The organism is Cupriavidus sp. 94F1 (assembly GCF_057798875.1).
The window spans coordinates 316,096-332,303 of sequence record NZ_JBYOJT010000004.1; the positions used below are offsets into that span (position 1 = coordinate 316,096).

At 66.5% G+C, this 16,208-nt stretch carries 16 protein-coding genes; 1 reads left to right on the top strand and 15 read right to left on the bottom strand.

Features of this window, described 5'->3' with window-relative positions:
* Position 1 precedes the first annotated feature (1 nt).
* The gene (locus AC3FJ6_RS12350; RefSeq protein WP_488772127.1) at positions 2 to 1,144 is read right to left on the bottom strand and encodes an AI-2E family transporter; all 1,143 of its coding nucleotides are present in this window, start codon (positions 1,142 to 1,144) and stop codon (positions 2 to 4) included.
* 51 nt (positions 1,145 to 1,195) lie between these two features.
* A complete protein-coding gene (locus AC3FJ6_RS12355; RefSeq protein WP_488772128.1) occupies positions 1,196 to 1,468 on the bottom strand; it encodes a hypothetical protein in 273 nt (90 codons plus the stop codon).
* A 163-nt stretch (positions 1,469 to 1,631) separates the two neighbouring features.
* Here AC3FJ6_RS12355 and ppk2 point away from each other — a divergent pair, with 163 nt between their 5' ends.
* Positions 1,632 to 2,450, top strand: a complete 819-nt coding sequence (gene ppk2, locus AC3FJ6_RS12360) for a polyphosphate kinase 2 (protein WP_488772129.1) — start codon at positions 1,632 to 1,634, stop codon at positions 2,448 to 2,450.
* 47 nt (positions 2,451 to 2,497) lie between these two features.
* Here the strand turns inward: ppk2 and AC3FJ6_RS12365 are convergent, their stop codons facing one another.
* The 13 genes from AC3FJ6_RS12365 to AC3FJ6_RS12425 all read right to left on the bottom strand — a co-directional run bounded on the left by AC3FJ6_RS12365 (position 2,498) and on the right by AC3FJ6_RS12425 (position 15,968).
* Positions 2,498 to 2,893: a hypothetical protein gene (locus AC3FJ6_RS12365; RefSeq protein ID WP_488772131.1), complete on the bottom strand. Its 396-nt coding sequence runs from the start codon at positions 2,891 to 2,893 to the stop codon at positions 2,498 to 2,500.
* A 46-nt stretch (positions 2,894 to 2,939) separates the two neighbouring features.
* Entirely contained in the window at positions 2,940 to 3,527 is a 588-nt protein-coding gene (locus tag AC3FJ6_RS12370; RefSeq protein WP_488772132.1) for a hypothetical protein, read from the bottom strand.
* A 16-nt stretch (positions 3,528 to 3,543) separates the two neighbouring features.
* On the bottom strand, positions 3,544 to 3,981 hold the full coding sequence (locus tag AC3FJ6_RS12375; protein WP_400396926.1) for a glycine zipper domain-containing protein: 438 nt from the start codon (positions 3,979 to 3,981) through the stop codon (positions 3,544 to 3,546).
* Positions 3,982 to 4,029: 48 nt separating this feature from the next.
* Entirely contained in the window at positions 4,030 to 5,496 is a 1,467-nt protein-coding gene (locus AC3FJ6_RS12380; protein WP_488772134.1) for an efflux transporter outer membrane subunit, read from the bottom strand.
* Positions 5,493 to 8,666 (bottom strand): efflux RND transporter permease subunit, encoded by a 3,174-nt coding sequence (locus AC3FJ6_RS12385; RefSeq protein ID WP_488772135.1) that lies wholly within the window; start codon positions 8,664 to 8,666, stop codon positions 5,493 to 5,495. Before AC3FJ6_RS12385 ends, AC3FJ6_RS12380 begins: the two co-directional genes overlap by 4 nt.
* A complete protein-coding gene (locus AC3FJ6_RS12390) occupies positions 8,663 to 9,913 on the bottom strand; it encodes an efflux RND transporter periplasmic adaptor subunit (protein ID WP_488772137.1) in 1,251 nt (416 codons plus the stop codon). Before AC3FJ6_RS12390 ends, AC3FJ6_RS12385 begins: the two co-directional genes overlap by 4 nt.
* Before the next feature lie 50 nt (positions 9,914 to 9,963).
* Entirely contained in the window at positions 9,964 to 10,218 is a 255-nt protein-coding gene (locus AC3FJ6_RS12395; RefSeq protein WP_488772138.1) for an RNA recognition motif domain-containing protein, read from the bottom strand.
* Positions 10,219 to 10,340: 122 nt separating this feature from the next.
* Positions 10,341 to 10,712, bottom strand: a complete 372-nt coding sequence (locus AC3FJ6_RS12400; protein ID WP_487522382.1) for a response regulator transcription factor — start codon at positions 10,710 to 10,712, stop codon at positions 10,341 to 10,343.
* A 129-nt stretch (positions 10,713 to 10,841) separates the two neighbouring features.
* Positions 10,842 to 11,465, bottom strand: coding sequence for a response regulator transcription factor (locus tag AC3FJ6_RS12405; RefSeq protein ID WP_487522383.1), 624 nt, complete (start codon positions 11,463 to 11,465; stop codon positions 10,842 to 10,844).
* Positions 11,466 to 11,471: 6 nt separating this feature from the next.
* Positions 11,472 to 12,368, bottom strand: coding sequence for a sensor histidine kinase (locus AC3FJ6_RS12410; protein WP_488772140.1), 897 nt, complete (start codon positions 12,366 to 12,368; stop codon positions 11,472 to 11,474).
* A 16-nt stretch (positions 12,369 to 12,384) separates the two neighbouring features.
* Positions 12,385 to 12,951, bottom strand: coding sequence for a BPSL1445 family SYLF domain-containing lipoprotein (locus tag AC3FJ6_RS12415; RefSeq protein WP_488772141.1), 567 nt, complete (start codon positions 12,949 to 12,951; stop codon positions 12,385 to 12,387).
* Positions 12,952 to 13,485: 534 nt separating this feature from the next.
* Positions 13,486 to 14,433, bottom strand: a complete 948-nt coding sequence (locus tag AC3FJ6_RS12420) for a DUF2950 domain-containing protein (protein ID WP_488772142.1) — start codon at positions 14,431 to 14,433, stop codon at positions 13,486 to 13,488.
* 35 nt (positions 14,434 to 14,468) lie between these two features.
* Positions 14,469 to 15,968: a DUF3300 domain-containing protein gene (locus AC3FJ6_RS12425; RefSeq protein WP_488772143.1), complete on the bottom strand. Its 1,500-nt coding sequence runs from the start codon at positions 15,966 to 15,968 to the stop codon at positions 14,469 to 14,471.
* Positions 15,969 to 16,208 lie beyond the last annotated feature (240 nt).

Sequence of the window (16,208 nt, forward strand, 5' to 3'; positions counted from 1 at the left end):
TTTATCCCCTGGTGATGTCTGCCCCGGTGATGTCGGGCACACTGTGCGGCGCTTCGGCTTCCAGCTCGATACGCGGCGGCGGATCTTCCACCCATTGCCAGAACAGCTGATAGCCCACCGCCAGCACGATCGGGCCGATGAACAGGCCGATCACACCCCCGGTGACCATGCCGCCCAGCGCGCCGATCAGGATGACCGGCATGGGCACGTCCACGCCGCGCCCCAGCAGCAGCGGCTTGAGCACATTGTCCGACAGCCCCGCGATGAACACATAGATCGCAAACACGACGTTGGCGCCGGAAGCGCCCTCGGACGCGAACACCAGCACGATCACCGGCACCGTGATCAGCGTGGCAGGCAGCTGCATGATGCCCAGCAGCAGCACCGCCAGCGCCAGCAGCCCCGCACCCGGCACGCCCTTGATGATGAAGGCGACGCCGATCAGCAGCATCTGGATGAAGGCGATGCCCACCACGCCCTGGGCCACCGCGCGCACGGTCGCCGTGCACAGCGCCGTGATACGCGGCCCGCGTTCCGGGTTGGTGAGACGCGACGCGATCCGCTCCGCGCTACGGGTGCCCAGTTCGCCATAGGCCATGATGATCCCGGCGATGATCAGCGCACCGACGAAGACCAGCAGCCCCACCCCCACGCCACCGATCGCCCCCAGCAAGCCAAGGCTGGCCGTCTTGATCTGCGGACCGAGCTTCTGGATCAGCCCGCCGGCATCGGTGGAGGCCATCAGCCAGGCGTCATGGAGCCGCCGTCCGATGACAGGCCAGCCGGCCACCGCCTCGGGGGGCGGCGGGATCGTGAATTCGCCGGTCTTGGCGATCGCCATGGCATGCTCGACCGATTCGATCAGCGCAATGCCCAGCAGGTAGGTCGGAACCATGACCACGGCAATCACCACCACGATGATCAGCGTGGCGGTGCGGCCTTCGCCGTCAAAGACCTTGCCACGCAGCCACACCTGCAGCGGATACATCGTGATGGCCAGGATTACCGACCACAGCAGCAGGTTCATGAACGGCTTGAAGATCTGGAAGCAGAAGACCGACAGCAGCGCGATCAGGCCGAAGCGGATCAGCGAATCGATCAGCGTGCGCGACGCCGTCGCGCTGGAATACGGGGCTTGCAGCATGGGATGACCTCCCTTGTGCGGCGGATTGCGAGCGGGGCAGCGGGCACGCCATCAGGCGACCTGGCGCCGGCGCGCGATCAGGAACACGACGGCGCCGGCGACGAACAGCACCACGCAACCGATCAGCCAGTCGCGTGCGAGCACATTGACCAGATAGCGCGGCGGGTCGCTGCCGGTCCGGAACATCTGCACCTCCAGGCCGCGCATTGCCAGCCTGAACAGGTTCAGCTTGTCCGGCGTCTGCCCGCTGGGATCGCTGAAGAAGATGCCCAGCACGGCCAGCCACAGCGCCCCCGCCATCATCACGACACCGCATTTATGCATGATGGCAAACTCGAACAGGTTCTCCAGTTAGAGTCAGCCAAGCCCAGGCGCAAAGCAATTGGTCCTTGGGCCAAGCATTGGACCAAGGTCCATTGCCAAAGCCCGACCCAGTGTCCAGATTGATACTCGGGGAAAGTGTCCCATCCACACTCTGGGAGCTGACATGGCAAAACAGGCACGGCGCGCCGAAAGCGAGGCGGAGGCCGGCACCGCATTGGGCCGCAAGGACTATGAGGAGGCGCTGGCCGGGCTGCATGTGGAACTGGTGCACATGCAGAACTGGATCAAGGCCAGCGGCACCAAGGTGTGCATCGTCTTCGAGGGGCGGGACGGCGCCGGCAAGGGCGGCACCATCAAGGCCATCACCGAGCGGGTCAGCCCGCGCGTGTTCCGTGTGGTGGCTCTGCCCGCACCCACCGAGCGCGAGAAGAGCCAGATGTACATGCAACGGTACATCCCCCATCTGCCCGCCGCGGGCGAAGTGGTGATCTTCGACCGCAGCTGGTACAACCGGGCCGGCGTGGAACGCGTGATGGGCTTTGCCAGCGAAGAACAGGTGGACGTGTTCCTGCGTGCCGTGCCGCTGATGGAACGCGCCATCGTCGGGTCCAACGTGCTGCTGCTGAAATACTGGCTCGAAGTCACGCCGGAAGAGCAGACACGCCGGCTGCAGTCGCGCATCGAGGACGGGCGCAAGACCTGGAAGCTGACGGACATGGACCTGAAGTCGTACAGCCGCTGGTACGACTACTCGCGCGCCCGCGACGCGATGTTCGAAGCCTCGGATACCGACTTTGCCCCGTGGCACGTGGTGCGCTCCGACAACAAGCGGCGCGCCCGGCTGAACATCATCAGCCACCTGCTCGACTCCGTGCCGTACGAACGCATCAAGAGCAAGAAGGTCACGCTGCCGGCGCGCCAGAAGTCGGGCCACTACAAGGCGCCTGACTATCCGTACCGCTACATCCCCGAGAAGTTCTGAACCCGCCGCCCGGCGGCCGGGGCAAGCCCCCCGCCGCCGGGCGTCGGTCAGTCCTTGATCATCGTCTTCTTCCAGTCGCCGTCCGATTGCTGGCAATACCAGCCTGTCCAGCGTTCCGGCTGCCGGCCCGGCTGACGCAGTTCGCTGCGCACCTTGCGGCAACGCTGGCCATTTTCCGTACGCGTCTTGAGCGGCGTGAACGTGCCGTCCGTGGCCTTGCTCTTGGCGTTGCTGGTGCTGGCGTCCAGGTGGAACGGCACGCTGGCACCGTCATCGGAGTCCGTCAGCGTCTTCCCGAATGCGGTGCGCAGCGCCGCCACCTGGTCCTTGTCCAGCGTGCCGATGATGGTGCCGCTGAGGAAGTGATCGTAATACGCATGCGCTGGCCAGGCCAGGCCCAGCAGCGCGGCCGCGCACAGGCCATGCCATTTTGCACTGAACATCAAGGCTGCCTCCTTCTCTCCTGGCCAGACTGGATCGGGAACGCCGTTATTTCGCCGTACCCGGTGTGACAGACACCGCGACTGCCTCAGTATAGACAGCCTGCACGCGGTCGCCCTTCTTCACGGCCTTCATCTGCTCCGGGTCTTCCACCAGCAGATCCACCGTGTGGCCACGCGGCCCCTTGACCGTGACGATGTTCTTTTCCTTGTCGACCTTGACGACCTGTGCCACCACGGTCACCTCGCGCCCCAGCCGTCCACCCGGCTTGGCGCCCGGTTCGGAACGCTCGGAAATCTCGCGTTCCTGCATGGTCGCTGCCCCGCTGCCCTTCTTCAGGCTCACGGTCAGGGCCTCCGTGTACTCGACGGCAACCTTGTCGCCCACGCGCAGCTGGTCGAAGTTGCGCGCCTCTTCGCCCACCGTCATATCCACGACCTTGCCGGCCTGGGTCTTGAGCGTGACTTTGCGCGACGCGGGGTCGATGGCGGTGATGGTGGCGTTGACCTTGGCCGTGCCGGTGGCCGTGGTCTGCCCGGGCGACCGTTGCACGTCGGTCTTCACGTCCGGCTGGGCGTATGACACTGCTGACAGGCTCAGCAGCACTGCAGCGGTAATGGCGACTCGCTTGAACATATGACGTCCTCCCTGGTTATTGGATCGTGTAGCCGCGCCCCTGCATGCAGGCCGAATACGCGCGGTAATAGGTATTCATGGCGCCGGACTGCTGCGATTGCGCGTTGGCCTGCGCATTGCGCTGGTTCTGCCGTGCACGGTGGCCACCCGCCATCGTGCCCACGGCCGCGCCGGCTGCGGCGCCCTTGCCGGCATCGCCCGCAATGGCGCCGATGACCGCACCGCCCGCCGCGCCGCGCGCCGCACCGCCCACCCGCTCGCCGCCGCCCACGGCCGGGCCGCTGGGTGCAGGCGGCGGCGCGGCGGCTACCTGCGCCGGATCGATGCCGGTGTTCGACTTGGCCCACGAGTAGCAGTAGCCGTCATCCTCCTGCTGCGTGGCCTGGCTTTGTCCCTTGGCCGGATAGGCGATGGGTTTCGACTGCGCGAGGGCGCCGGCGCTCAGGCCAACCATAACGGTGGCGGCGAGCAACGCGGCCGGAATGCTGGATCTGGACATGAATCACTCCTTGGCGGGGCTGGCCGGCTGGTTCACGCTGGCCTGAGTTGCGCTGTCGACGGGCCACCCGCCGCCCAGCGCCTTGTAGAGCTGGACCAACTGGCCAAACTCCGTGCCACGCAACGTCGACTGTTCGAGTTGCGCAGAAAACAGCGAACGTTCGGAATCGAGTACCTCCAGGTAGCTGGTGTAGCCGCCTTCGTACCGGTCGCGCGCCAGCAGCGCGTAGCGCGACAGCGCATCCACCTGGTCGTTCTTAGCCAGGAGCTGGCTGCGCGTGTACTGCACGCCGGCCAGCGCATCGGCCACCTCGCGGAATGCGGTCTGCACCGCCTGCTGGTAGCCGTAGAGCGCCTGCTTCTGGCGTGCCTCGGCCTGCTTCACGTCACCGGCAATCGCACCGGCAGTGAAGATCGGCACGCTGATCAGGCCACCGTACGACCACGCCCGGGACGAACCCACCCACAGCCCGGACAGCGCGGTGCTGGCCGCGCCGAACATGCCGGTCAGCGAAATCGTCGGGAAATACTGCGCGCGGGCGGCGCCGATCTGCGCGTTGGCCGCAACCAGCGATTGTTCGGCCTGCAGCAGGTCCGGGCGCTGTTCCAGCAGCGAAGACGGCAGGCCCACCGGCACCACCGGGAGAATCAATTCGTCGATCGACTTGCCGCGCGGCATGGCGCGCGGGTTGTCGCCAACCAGCACGGCCAGCAGGTCTTCCTGCTGCGCCACCAGCTGCCGGAACTGCTCGACCGACGCCTGGGCCGACGCATACTCGGAGCGCGACTGCGCATACTCGACCTCCGACACCACGCCGCCCTGGAACCGTTCGCGGAACACCTGCAGCGCGCCCTCACGGCTGGTCAGCGTGTCCTGCGCGATGCGCAGGCGGTTGTCGAGGTCGCGCAGCGTGATGTAGCCGCTGGCCACCGCCGCCACCACGCTGATCTCCGTGCTGCGGCGCGCCTGTTCGGAAGCCGCCCATTCCGCCCGGGCCGCTTCGGTCATGCGCCGGATGCGCCCGAACAGGTCGAGCTCCCACGACGCGTAGACGTCGGCCTTGACCGAGTTGAACGGGTTGTCGATGGGCAGCAAGGTGCCGCTGCTGGTGCTGATGCGCTGCCGGCTGCCGCCGGCCTCTGCTCCCACCTGCGGGAACAGCCCGGCCCGCGTGGTCATCACGCGTCCGTAGTACTCCTCCACGCGTGCCGTGGCAATCAGCACGTCGTAGTTGTGCGCGCGCGCCGTGGCGATCAGGTCGTCGAGCACCGGATCCCCGATCTGCGACCACCAGTATTGCGTGGTGACCACGTCGGCCGCCTGCGGCGTTTCGGGCGCGAAGCGGTAGGTCTCCGGCACCGCCACGTCCGGCCGCACGTAGTCCGGCCCCACGGTGCAGCCGCCGGCCAGCAGCGTCATCGCCGCCAGCCCCGGCACCAGGGCTCGCGCCCGCAAGCCGCGCTGGCTCATAGCGTGCCTCCGGAGGGTGCTGCGGGATCGGTGCCAGGCCCGGCATCCTTCCCGGCCTGCCTGGCGAGCTTCTTCTTGCTCTCGCGCTCCAGCCCCCAGAAGAACATCGGGATAAAGAAGATGGCGATCACCGTGGCGCCAAGCATGCCGCCGATCACGCCCGTGCCCAGCGACTGGCGGCTGGCCGCCGACGCGCCGCTTGCGATGGCCAGCGGGATACAGCCGAGGATGAACGCCAGTGACGTCATGATGATCGGGCGCAGCCGCATCTTGGACGCCTTGACCGCCGCGTCATACGGGCTCAGCCCTTCCTTGACGCGCATCTCCACCGCGAATTCGAAGATCAGGATGGCATTCTTGGCGGCCAGGGCGATCAGCACCGTCAGGCCGATCTGGAAGTACACGTCATTCTCCATGCCCCGCACCAGGATGCCCACCAGCGCACCGAACAGCGCGAACGGCACGGCCAGCAGCACCCCGATCGGCAACGACCATTTCTCGTACTGCGCCGCCAGGATCAGGAACACCATCAGCAAGGCGAACGCGAACACCATCGCCGCCGTGGACCCGGCCTTCTTTTCCTCATAGGCCTGCCCGCTCCACGCATAGCTGTAGCCCGGGCCCAGCACCTCGGTGGCCACTTCCTCCATGGCCTGCAGCGCCTGGCCCGAGCTGTACCCCGGCGCGGCGTCGCCCGTGATCTTGGCCGCCGGGAAGTTGTTGAAGCGCGTGACCAGATCGGCCCCGGCCACATAACGCGCCGTGGTCACGGCCTTGATCGGCACCATCTCGTTGCGCGAATTGCGCACGTAGACCTTGTCGATATCCTCGGGCTTCGACCGGTACTCCGGCTCGGCCTGCAGGATCACCTGGAACAGCCGGCTGTTCTTCGGGAACTGGCTCACGTACAACGATCCGAACATCGTCTGCAGCGCGGAGTACACCTGCTCCACGGGTACGCCCTGCGTCTCGGCCCGCTCGCGGTCGAGGTCAACCAGCAGCTGTCGCGACCGCGTGTTGATCGTCGTGCTCACGCCGCGCAGCTCCGGGCGCTGCCGGGCCTTGGCGATGAACGCGCGCGTGCGTTCCTCCAGCTGCTGGTAGGTGCCGTCGCCGGTGCTCTGCAGCCAGAATTCGAAGCCGCCCGTGGTGCCCAGCCCCGGGATCGACGGCGGATTCACCGGAATCACCAGCCCTTCGCGATAGGTCGAGAACTCCTTGTTGGCCTGCGCGATCAGGTCAGCCGCGCTTTCGCCCTTGCCGCGCTCGTGGAAGCCCTTCAGCGTGATGAACAGCGTGCCGGCATTCGACTTGTTCTGCGAATCGATCAGGCTGTAGCCGTCCGGCACCGCCACCGATTTCACGGCTGGCTGCTTCTCGAACCATTCGGCGGCCCGTTTCGATACCGCGCCGGTGCGGTCCAGGCTGGCAGCGTCGGGCATGATGACCGCGCCGAGCAGATAGCCCTGGTCCTCCACCGGCAGGAACGATGACGGAATGCGCATGAACATCAGCACGGCGGCCACGATCAGCGCGATGACGATGCCCACCGAGATCGCCGTGCGCCGGATCACGGCCTGGACCGTCGCGCCATAGCCTTCCACCAGCCGGTCGAAACTGCGGTTGAACCAGCGGAAGAAGCGGTTCTTCTCGTGGCTGCCCGGCTTGAGCAGGATGGCCGCCAGCGCCGGCGACAGCGTCAGCGCCACCACCCCGGACAGCAGCACCGATACCGCCAGCGTGATGGCGAACTGCTTGTATAGCTGGCCCGTGATGCCCGACAGGAACGCCACCGGGATGAACACCGCCAGCAGCACCAGCACGATGGCGATCACCGGCCCGCCCACTTCGTCCATGGCGGCCTTGGCGGCCTCCTTGGGCGGCATGTGGAACTCCATCATGTTGCGCTCGACGTTCTCGATCACCACGATGGCGTCGTCCACCACGATGCCGATGGCCAGCACCATGCCGAACAGGGTGAGCATGTTCACCGAGAAGCCGAACGCGGCCATGGCGGTGAACGTGCCGATGATCGACACCGGCACCGCCAGGATCGGCACCAGCGTGGCGCGGAAACTCTGCAGGAACAGGTACACCACCAGAATCACCAGGATCACCGCGTCGCGCAAGGTGTGGACCACCTCGTTGATCGACTCATGCACGAACTCGGTGGTGTCGAGCGCGATTTCGTACTCCAGGCCCGGCGGGAACGTCTTCTTGGCTTCCTCCAGCGCCTTGCGCACCTGGCCGGCCACGGCCAGCGCATTGGCGCCCGGCTGCTGGTACACGGCCAGCAGCGTGGCCGTCTTGCCCTTGTAGCGGCTGCGCAGCGAGTAGTCCTTCGAACCCAGTTCGGCGCGGCCGATATCCTTGAGCCGCACCAGCGCGGCGTCGCCCGAGGCCGCGCGCAGGATGATGTTCTCGAACTCGGCCGGCTCGGTCATGCGGCCCTTGGTGGTCACCGGGAACGTCTGCTTGACCGGCTCCGACGTGGGCGAACTGCCGATGCGCCCGGCCGAGAACTGCTCGTTCTGGTTGGCCACCGCGCTCTTGACGTCCTCGGCCGTGATGCCAAGCTGCGCCATGCGGTCCGGCTTGAGCCAGATGCGCATGGCGTAGTCCGGCGTGCCGAAGATGGACGACTGGTTGGCACCCGGGATGCGCTTGAGCGAATCGAGGATGTAGATGCTGGTGTAGTTGTCGACGAAGGTCTGCGGGTAGCTGTTGTCGGGCGAATAGACGGCAATCACCATCATGAACGCCTGCGACCGCTTTTCCACGGTCACGCCCTGCTTGGTCACGGCGTCGGGCAGGGTCGGCAGGGCCAGGTTGACGCGGTTCTGCACATCGACCTGCGCCAGTGCCGGGTCGGTACCGATCTCGAAGTACGTGGTCAGCGTGATATTGCCGGTGGACGAACTGGTGGACGACATGTACAGCATGTTGTCCGCGCCGTTCACCTGCTGCTCGATCGGGGCCGCCACGTTCTGCGCCACCACTTCCGAGCTGGCGCCCGGATACGTGGTCGACACCGTGATGCTGGGTGGCGTGATGTCCGGAAACTGGGCGATCGGCAGGTTGAACAGCGCCACCATCCCGCCCACCACGATGATGATCGACAGCACCGACGCAAAGATCGGGCGGTCGATGAAGAAGTGGGACAGTTTCATGACGCCGCACCCTTGCCGGCTTCGGCCGCACCCGTGGCGCCCGGCGCCGCTGGCCGCGCGGGCGGCGCCGACGGCGGCACCGGCGATGGCCCGTCGCTGGCCTGGCGCGGTGCCGCCGCCACCGGCTTGACCGGCGCGCCCGGCGCGAGGCGAATCGCACCATCGACGATCACGGTATCGCCCTCACGCAGGCCCGAACGCACCACCCAGTTTCCCTGCGACCATTCGCCCACGTCGATCACGCGCGACTCGGCCTTGTTCTCCTTGCCCACCAGCCAGACGGACTGGCCGCGCTGGCCCTGCACCACGGCTTCCTGCGGCACGGTGATGGCCTTGGTGCGCACCGCGCCGATCAGCCGCACGCGCACGAACTGGCCCGGGCGCAGCATGCCCTTGTTGTTCGGCATTTCGGCGCGGATCAGGTAGGTGCCGGTCTCGGAGTTGAACGACGCATCGGCGAAGGCGATACGCCCGCGCTGCGGATACGTGGTGCCGTCGGCCAGTACGATCTCCACCTCCATCGCGCCGCGCTCTGGCATGCGGATCGTGCCGGACGCTGTCTGCGACTGGTATTGCAGCACTTCGTTCTCGGACAGGCTGAAGTTGATCCAGATGGGATCGAGCTTGGCCACATAGGTGAGCAGGCTGTTGGTGGCATCGATATACGATCCCACCTGCTTCTTGGCGTAGCTGGACAGGCCATTCACCGGCGACGTGATCGTCGTGTAGCCGAGATTCAGCTTCGCGTTGGTGACGTTGGCCCTGGCCGCTTCCACGGCGGCGGCGGCGGCCTGTTCCTGGCCGGTGGCTTCATCGAGGTCCTTCTGGCTCAACGCGTTCTTGGCCGCCAGCGGCTTGACGCGTGCCAGGTTGGATCGCGCGGTGGTCAGCCGGGCCTGCTGCTGGGCCAGTTCGGCCTGCGCGGCATCGAGCGCGGCCTGGAACGGCTTCTGGTCCATGCGGAACATGACCTGGCCGGCCTTGACCATCGCGCCTTCGGTGTAGAGGCGCTGCTCCAGGAAGCCGCTCACGCGGGCCCGGATCTCCACCTGCTGGGAACTCTGCGTTTCGCCCACGAATTCATAGGTCAGCGGCACGTCGTGCAGCGTCACCTTGACCACGCCCACTTCGGCCGCTGGTGGTGCGGCCGGCGCCTTGGCCTCCTGCTTGTGGCAGCCGGTCACCGCCAGTGCGGCCAGGACCGGCAATGCCCACCGACCGCGCTTGGATACCAGACCGCTTGCCATCGTCGTATCTCCTGCCCGCGCCGGCCCAGGGCCACGCGAGACTTGTGCGATTACCTGAAGTGTTCGCGCAGGATCAGCGCATTGATCTTGTGGCCATTCCAGAACACGCCATGGATGCGTGGGACGAGCTGCTGCAGCGCGCCGATGTCCACCGACCGGAACGTCAGCGTCATCGACGGCCGCGTGCCGTCGCCCTCCTGCCGCTCGATCTCGTCGGGCGCCGGAAAGCCGTAGCGGCCAAGGAACTCCTTGAGCTGCTCCTCCGTGGTGTCCGGGTGGAGGTTGGAAATCATCAGTAGCGACATTTGCCGGTCCTCCTGTTCGACCCGCGATACACGCGTATGGCAGGGTGACTGCCGCGCGCCTTGATAAGAGTGTGCCCGCTGCGGCCTGAATGACAATTGGACCAAGGACCAAAGGCATGGGGCTAAGGCATCACGCTACGTACCAGATCCACCAGCTGTGCAGCGTCGAAAGGTTTGCGCAGATAGCCGACGGCGCCCGCCGCCAGGGCCTTGTCGCGTGCCTCGGGCACCTCGTGGGCGGTGATGAAGATCAGCGGCAAGGCCAGGCCGGCCAGCTGCTGCTGCACTTCCAGCCCGTCGATCCCGGGCATGCAGACATCGAGAATCACGCAGAACGGCCGATAGACCGGCCTGCCGTGGATGCGGGAAAGGAAATCGGCGCCGCTGGTAAAGGTGTCGACCGTGATGCCCGCGGCACGCAACAGCCGCGACGTGGAGCGCGCCACTGACGCGTCGTCGTCGACAACCACCACGAAGTTTCCCGTAGCACCCATTTGCACGTTGCGCAGCCGATCGTAAGCACGTACTGATTAGGCTACGAGACAGGCGCGGCGGGCGATATTGGCCCATGGTCCAGCGAGTGCGCGGGATCTTGCGCCAAACCGGCGCAGGAAAGGCCGTGCTCAGGCGGCCGGATCGGCCACCATGCCCATGCGGTCGGCAATGCGGACGAGTGCCGGCAGGGAATCCACTTCGAGCTTCTGCATCACGTGGGCGCGATGCACCTTGATGGTTTTTTCGACCGTGCCCAGCCGGTTGGCCACCTGCTTGTTCCGGAATCCCGTCACGATCCACGCCAGCACCTCGCGCTCGCGCGGCGTCAGGCGGTCGATCTTCTTCTTCAGGTCGCGCAATTCGCTGGCCTGCGCAAACAGGCGCGCGGCGCAGTCGCAGCCCTTGCTGACCGCGGCCAGCAGTTGCACGTCGGATACCGGCTTTTGCAGGAAGTCGATGGCGCCCGCCTGCATCGTCAGCACCGCGCTGGCCACGTCGGCATGCCCGGTCAGGATGATGACCGGAATCCGGCTGCACAGCGCCTGCTGCAGGTCGATGCCGCTGATGTCTGGCAGCTGCAGGTCCAGCAGCATGCAGCCGGGTGCGTTGTCCAGATCGGCTTCTTCCAGGAACTGGCTGGCTGACGCAAACCCGGCGCTCAGGTAGCCATGCGCGCCCAGCACACGGCCCAGCGCGCGCCGCACGCTATCGTCATCGTCAACGATGTAGATGGTGATCCTGGTTGCGAGCATGGAGTCCTACCTCCGGGAAAATGCAGTCCTGAACCGGGCCGCAACGACCGCATGTCCGCGATGATGCGTCGTGGCCGAGGCCGGAAGCTCGGTGCGCAGCAGGCACTCGAACGTCATGCCCCGGTCGCTGTTCCGGATGGCGCGCAGCCGGCCGCCATTGCGTTCCATGAGCGCGCGGCTGAACGACAGGCCCAGGCCCATGCCCTTGGGCTTCGAGGAAAAGAACGGGCGGAAAATCTTGTCGAGGTCGCCCTCGGCCACGCCGCAGCCGTTGTCGCGCACGGTCAGCTTCAGCAGGCCGTCCTGCGCGGACGCGCCGACCGATACCTTGCGCGCACCACGTGCGTGCGCTGCCTCCACGGCATCCAGCGCATTGACCAGCAGGTTCAGCAGCACCAGCTGGATTTCCATCGGGTCGCCCACGGCGCGCGGCAACGCTTCATCCGCCGTGCCATCCACGGTCACCTCGCGCGTCCGCGCTTCGTCGCGCACCAGGTCCAGCGCACGCGCGATTACGTCGCCAATCTGGAATGGCACCAGGTGAGGGGCCTCGCCACGGATCAGCGCCCGCACACCCTTGACGATGTCGCTGGCGCGCGAGGCGTCGCTGACGATGTCATCGAGGATGTCCCGGATCTCGCCCTGATCCGGCGTGCCCGACATCAGGTACTCGCGCGCGGCCTGGGCGTTGCTGGTGATGGCAGTCAGCGGCTGATTCAGTTCATGCGCCAGCGACCCGGCCAGTTCGACCATGCCGGGGCGGCTGGCGATGTCGGAGAAGGGACTGGTATCGATCACGCGCAGGGTATCGCCCCGGCGCCGCGGTGCGGCGCGCGGTCGCGGCAGCACGCCCGTCGCCAGCGCGACGGACGCCCCCAGCAGCAAGATCGTGACCCATCTCATGGTCGGACACGCACGCTCAGATATCGAGCTTGCTGATCTTGGTGCCTTCCAGCGACAGATTGGCCATCAGCCCCGCGTTGGTCAGCACGAATCCGACGATGGGCGCGCGGGCCGTGTTGGTGTCGACCTGCCCGTTTGCGCCGATGGTCGCCAGCGCCACCGATCCGTCCACGCCGGCCGTCCAGCCCTTGCTGGCCTCGAACGCCTTCAGCGCGTCGTCGGTCATGAACATCAGGATGAGCGCCTTGGACTGTGCGCCGGCCAGGAAGCCGAACGATGCGGTCGTGGTGCGGTAATAGCCCACCGGCGCATTGTTCACCCGCAGCGACCCTTCGCCATACTCGGCACCGACGATGAAGCCCGCGGCCAGGATCTTCGGAAAGACGAGTATGCCCTTGGCCTCCTGCGACAGCGCCTGCGCAGAACTGGCAGACGAGAACAGCTTGCTCATGGTGCCGTCCACCCCAGCATCGATCTCGCGTCGCTTGGCCGCCGCATCGCTGCCGGACATGTTGGTGGTACAGGCAAACAAAGCCGGCGCCAATGCCAGTGAAGGCAGGCTCATGAACAACCGTCGATTCATTATGGTCTCCCAAACAGAACGGGGAGCCAGCCAGGGCGAGCGGGCCCTACGACGGGCAGCGGCCAACTGCGGGCCGCTGCGCCCAGATCCATGGAACGTCCCTGTGCGTGACTACCCCACGCCAAACACGATTGATGCTTATTGCTTTTTCTGGATATTCCGTTAGTGCCCTATCAAAGTAGGTCGATGGCTTCACGATTGCAATCTTTACTTCTCTTCATCCGTAAAGATGAAACACGGCAGAAAAAAATATCAGCACACGCGGTGCCTGACATTAATCTGGCGTTCATATTGAAGCGCCCGCCGCGATACCCGATACTGCCCGGCAGGACGCGCAATCCATACTTTTCGCGACAACTCACCGGAATTTAAAAGCCTGCTTAGCATCCGCCGGCATGCCAGGGACAATTGGCACGCCGGGGTCCGCGCCAATAGCCAAATAAGGAAAGCCGGAAGAAAAAATGCCCTGGCCCGGTGTTCCCACCGGCCAGGGCATTGTGCGGGTCGGACGCGCAGCCGGCGCGGGCCTCCTGCCTAGTCGGCGTTGCCCGATGTCACGGGCTGCAGCAGTTCGGGCGCCACCTTGCTCCATCCCGAGCCGGGATCGAAAGTATCGATGGCGGCAGCCCGCTTGCCGGTGTCACGTCCAAGGTCGCGCTCGTAGACCTGGCCGTCGTGGCTGACCATGAAGCTTTTGATGCCGGTATCGCCATAACGGGCGGGCCACGCCAGCACCGCAAACCCGCCGAACAGCTTGCCGTTGACCAGATACGTGTACTTGCCGCCGGGGGCGGTCGGGCCCTGCCCGTTGAGCAGCTTGAAGCGATAGCCGTTATAGCCGTCCGATGCACTGCGATGGCTCGACACGGCATCGATGAACGCCGGCCCCAGCGGGCTCTCCGGTTCGCCCGCGCGGGTGGGCCAGTAGAGTCCGTCCTTCTTGCCCGGCGAACTGACCAGCTTGCGCGCATAGACCGTCAGGCCATTGCCCTCGTGGTTGCCCAGCGCGTAGTCGTGCTGGGCGTCGTAGATCGCCAGCATGGTCTGGATGGTAGACAGTTCGTTCCGCCCGATGCGCCGCAAGCGGATCTCGTCGATGCCCTGCTTCGCATCGAAATGCCAGCGCCCGTTGGCTGCCTTGACCAGCGGTATCGGCAGCGTCCAGCCATTGTTGCCCACCACCACGCGCGCAGTGCCGTCTTCGCCACCCTCGATGCGGTGCGACTGGCTCCACGCCGACAGGAAGCGATATCGCTGCTCCGCGCCCACCGGCGGGATCAGGCGGCGGGACGCCGGGCCCAGCAGCGCCGTCATGGCCGCGTCATTGCTCGTGGCCACGGCCTCACCAAACGCATTCATGGCGGCCTCCGGCGTATCGAACGGTTTCTGGGCCTGCGCAGCCGACATCAGCGCCGCGCCCAGCACCAGCGGCAGGACGTTACGCGCGATGCGCGACGGCAGGATTGCTTTCATTTCACGCATGCCTGACACCTCGTGGTTGTCATCGCCATTTCCCGCTACCGACGGCCGCCGCCACCGCCGCGCCCGCCGCCGCCGCCAAATCCGCCGCCTCCACCGCCCCGGCCGCCGCCACTCTGGAAGCCACCGCCACCGCCGCGGCTGGCACCGCCGCCCTGGAAGCCGCTACCTCCGGCACTGCGCTGGGCTGCGCCCTGTCCGCCGCCGTAGCTACCGCCCGAGCTGGCACGCCCGCGATCGAAGTCGCGCTGCGATGTTGCGCCGCTGCCGCCCACGCCCTGGAACGCGCTGTCCCGGCCGCCGCCACTGTAGCTGGTGCGATTCGCGCCAGCGCCGCCGCGATCGCCGGCGCCCCCGCGATCCGTTGACATCCTGTCGCCAGTACTGGCGCGGTCGCCGCCCACACCCTGACCCCGGTCGCCCGCGCGGTCGCTGCCACGGTTGCCGCCCCGGTCGGCCGAGCGGTCGCCGGCCCGGTCACCAGCGCGATCGCCCGCGCGATCCGCACTGCGGTCGCCGGCCCGGTTGCCGGAGCGATCTCCCGCGCGATCCCCGCCCCGGTCTCCCTCGCGGCCCCGGAAGTCGTTGCGCCGGTCCGCGCCCCCGACGTTGTTGCCGAATTTCTCGCGCGTGGCGTTGTCGCGATAGGCCACGCCCTTGCGGTGGCTGGCATCGTGCTTCCACTTGCCGCCTTCGACGCTGTTGCGGTTGAAGTTGCGGTCGATGTTGGTGGCACGGTTCACGTTGATGTTCACGTCGCCGCCGCCCCAGTTGCAGTTGCCGAAGATCGCGCCGGCGGCCGCCAGGCCCACGCCCCAGGCAAACCCGGTGGCCAGCGCGGCGCCCGGATAGTAGGCCGGATACGGCGGCCAGTAGTACGGCGGATAACTCGGATAGCCCCAGCTGCCGTAGGCCGTCGCCGGGTTGTACGCCGGCACGTAGATGACCTGCGGATTGGCGGGCTCGATGACGATCGTCTGCTGCGAGCCGCTGCTTTGCGTGGCCGGCTGGACCGTCACGTTCTGCTGCTCGTTCGACTTCAGGTTGCCGGACTGCTGGGCCTTGTTGCGCAGCCGCTGCACGGCCGCCAGCACGTCCTTTTCCTGGGCCAGGAAGGCATCGCCAAGCTTCTGCGTCCAGTCGAGCTTGTCGTTCATCGGCTCCAGCACCTGCGGAAACGCCACCAGCGACTTCACGCTGACGTCCCACGGCTGGTCCTGCACGGCCTTCACGGCGGCGTCGCCCTTCAGGCTCGAATTCGATTTCTGCCAGCGCGCGGCCTGCACGATTTCCAGCGGATAGGTCGAAGCCATCAGCACCTGCGACAGCACCGAATCCGGATATAGCGCGATGGGCGCCACCAGGGCCTCGATTTCCTCGGGCTTGAAGGTCTGCTGCCCCGCTGTCGCCTGCGCGCCCTGCGCGGGCGCCTGTGCTGGCGCCGGCTGCTGCCCGGGCGCTGGCTGCGCCAGGGCGCTGCCCGTGGAGACCAACAGGCCGGCAAGCATCCAGTGGCCGATGCATCGCATGCGCCGCATTTGTTGCCCGCTGCCACCCCTCATGGCATCCCTCCGCAAAATGGTGCCGACGTCCCCTTCTCCGGCTGTCAGCACAACATATAGATGGCCGCCAGACGCGCCGCAATGGAACCTTGGGCCAATAGGCCGCTCGCCGGACCCGGTATCGCGTTGTCCATACGGCTTTGGTCCAATTCGCAAGCCGGCCCGCGCTGGCGTACGCTTTGCAGCATTGCCGAACGCCGCCGGGCCTATCCGGCC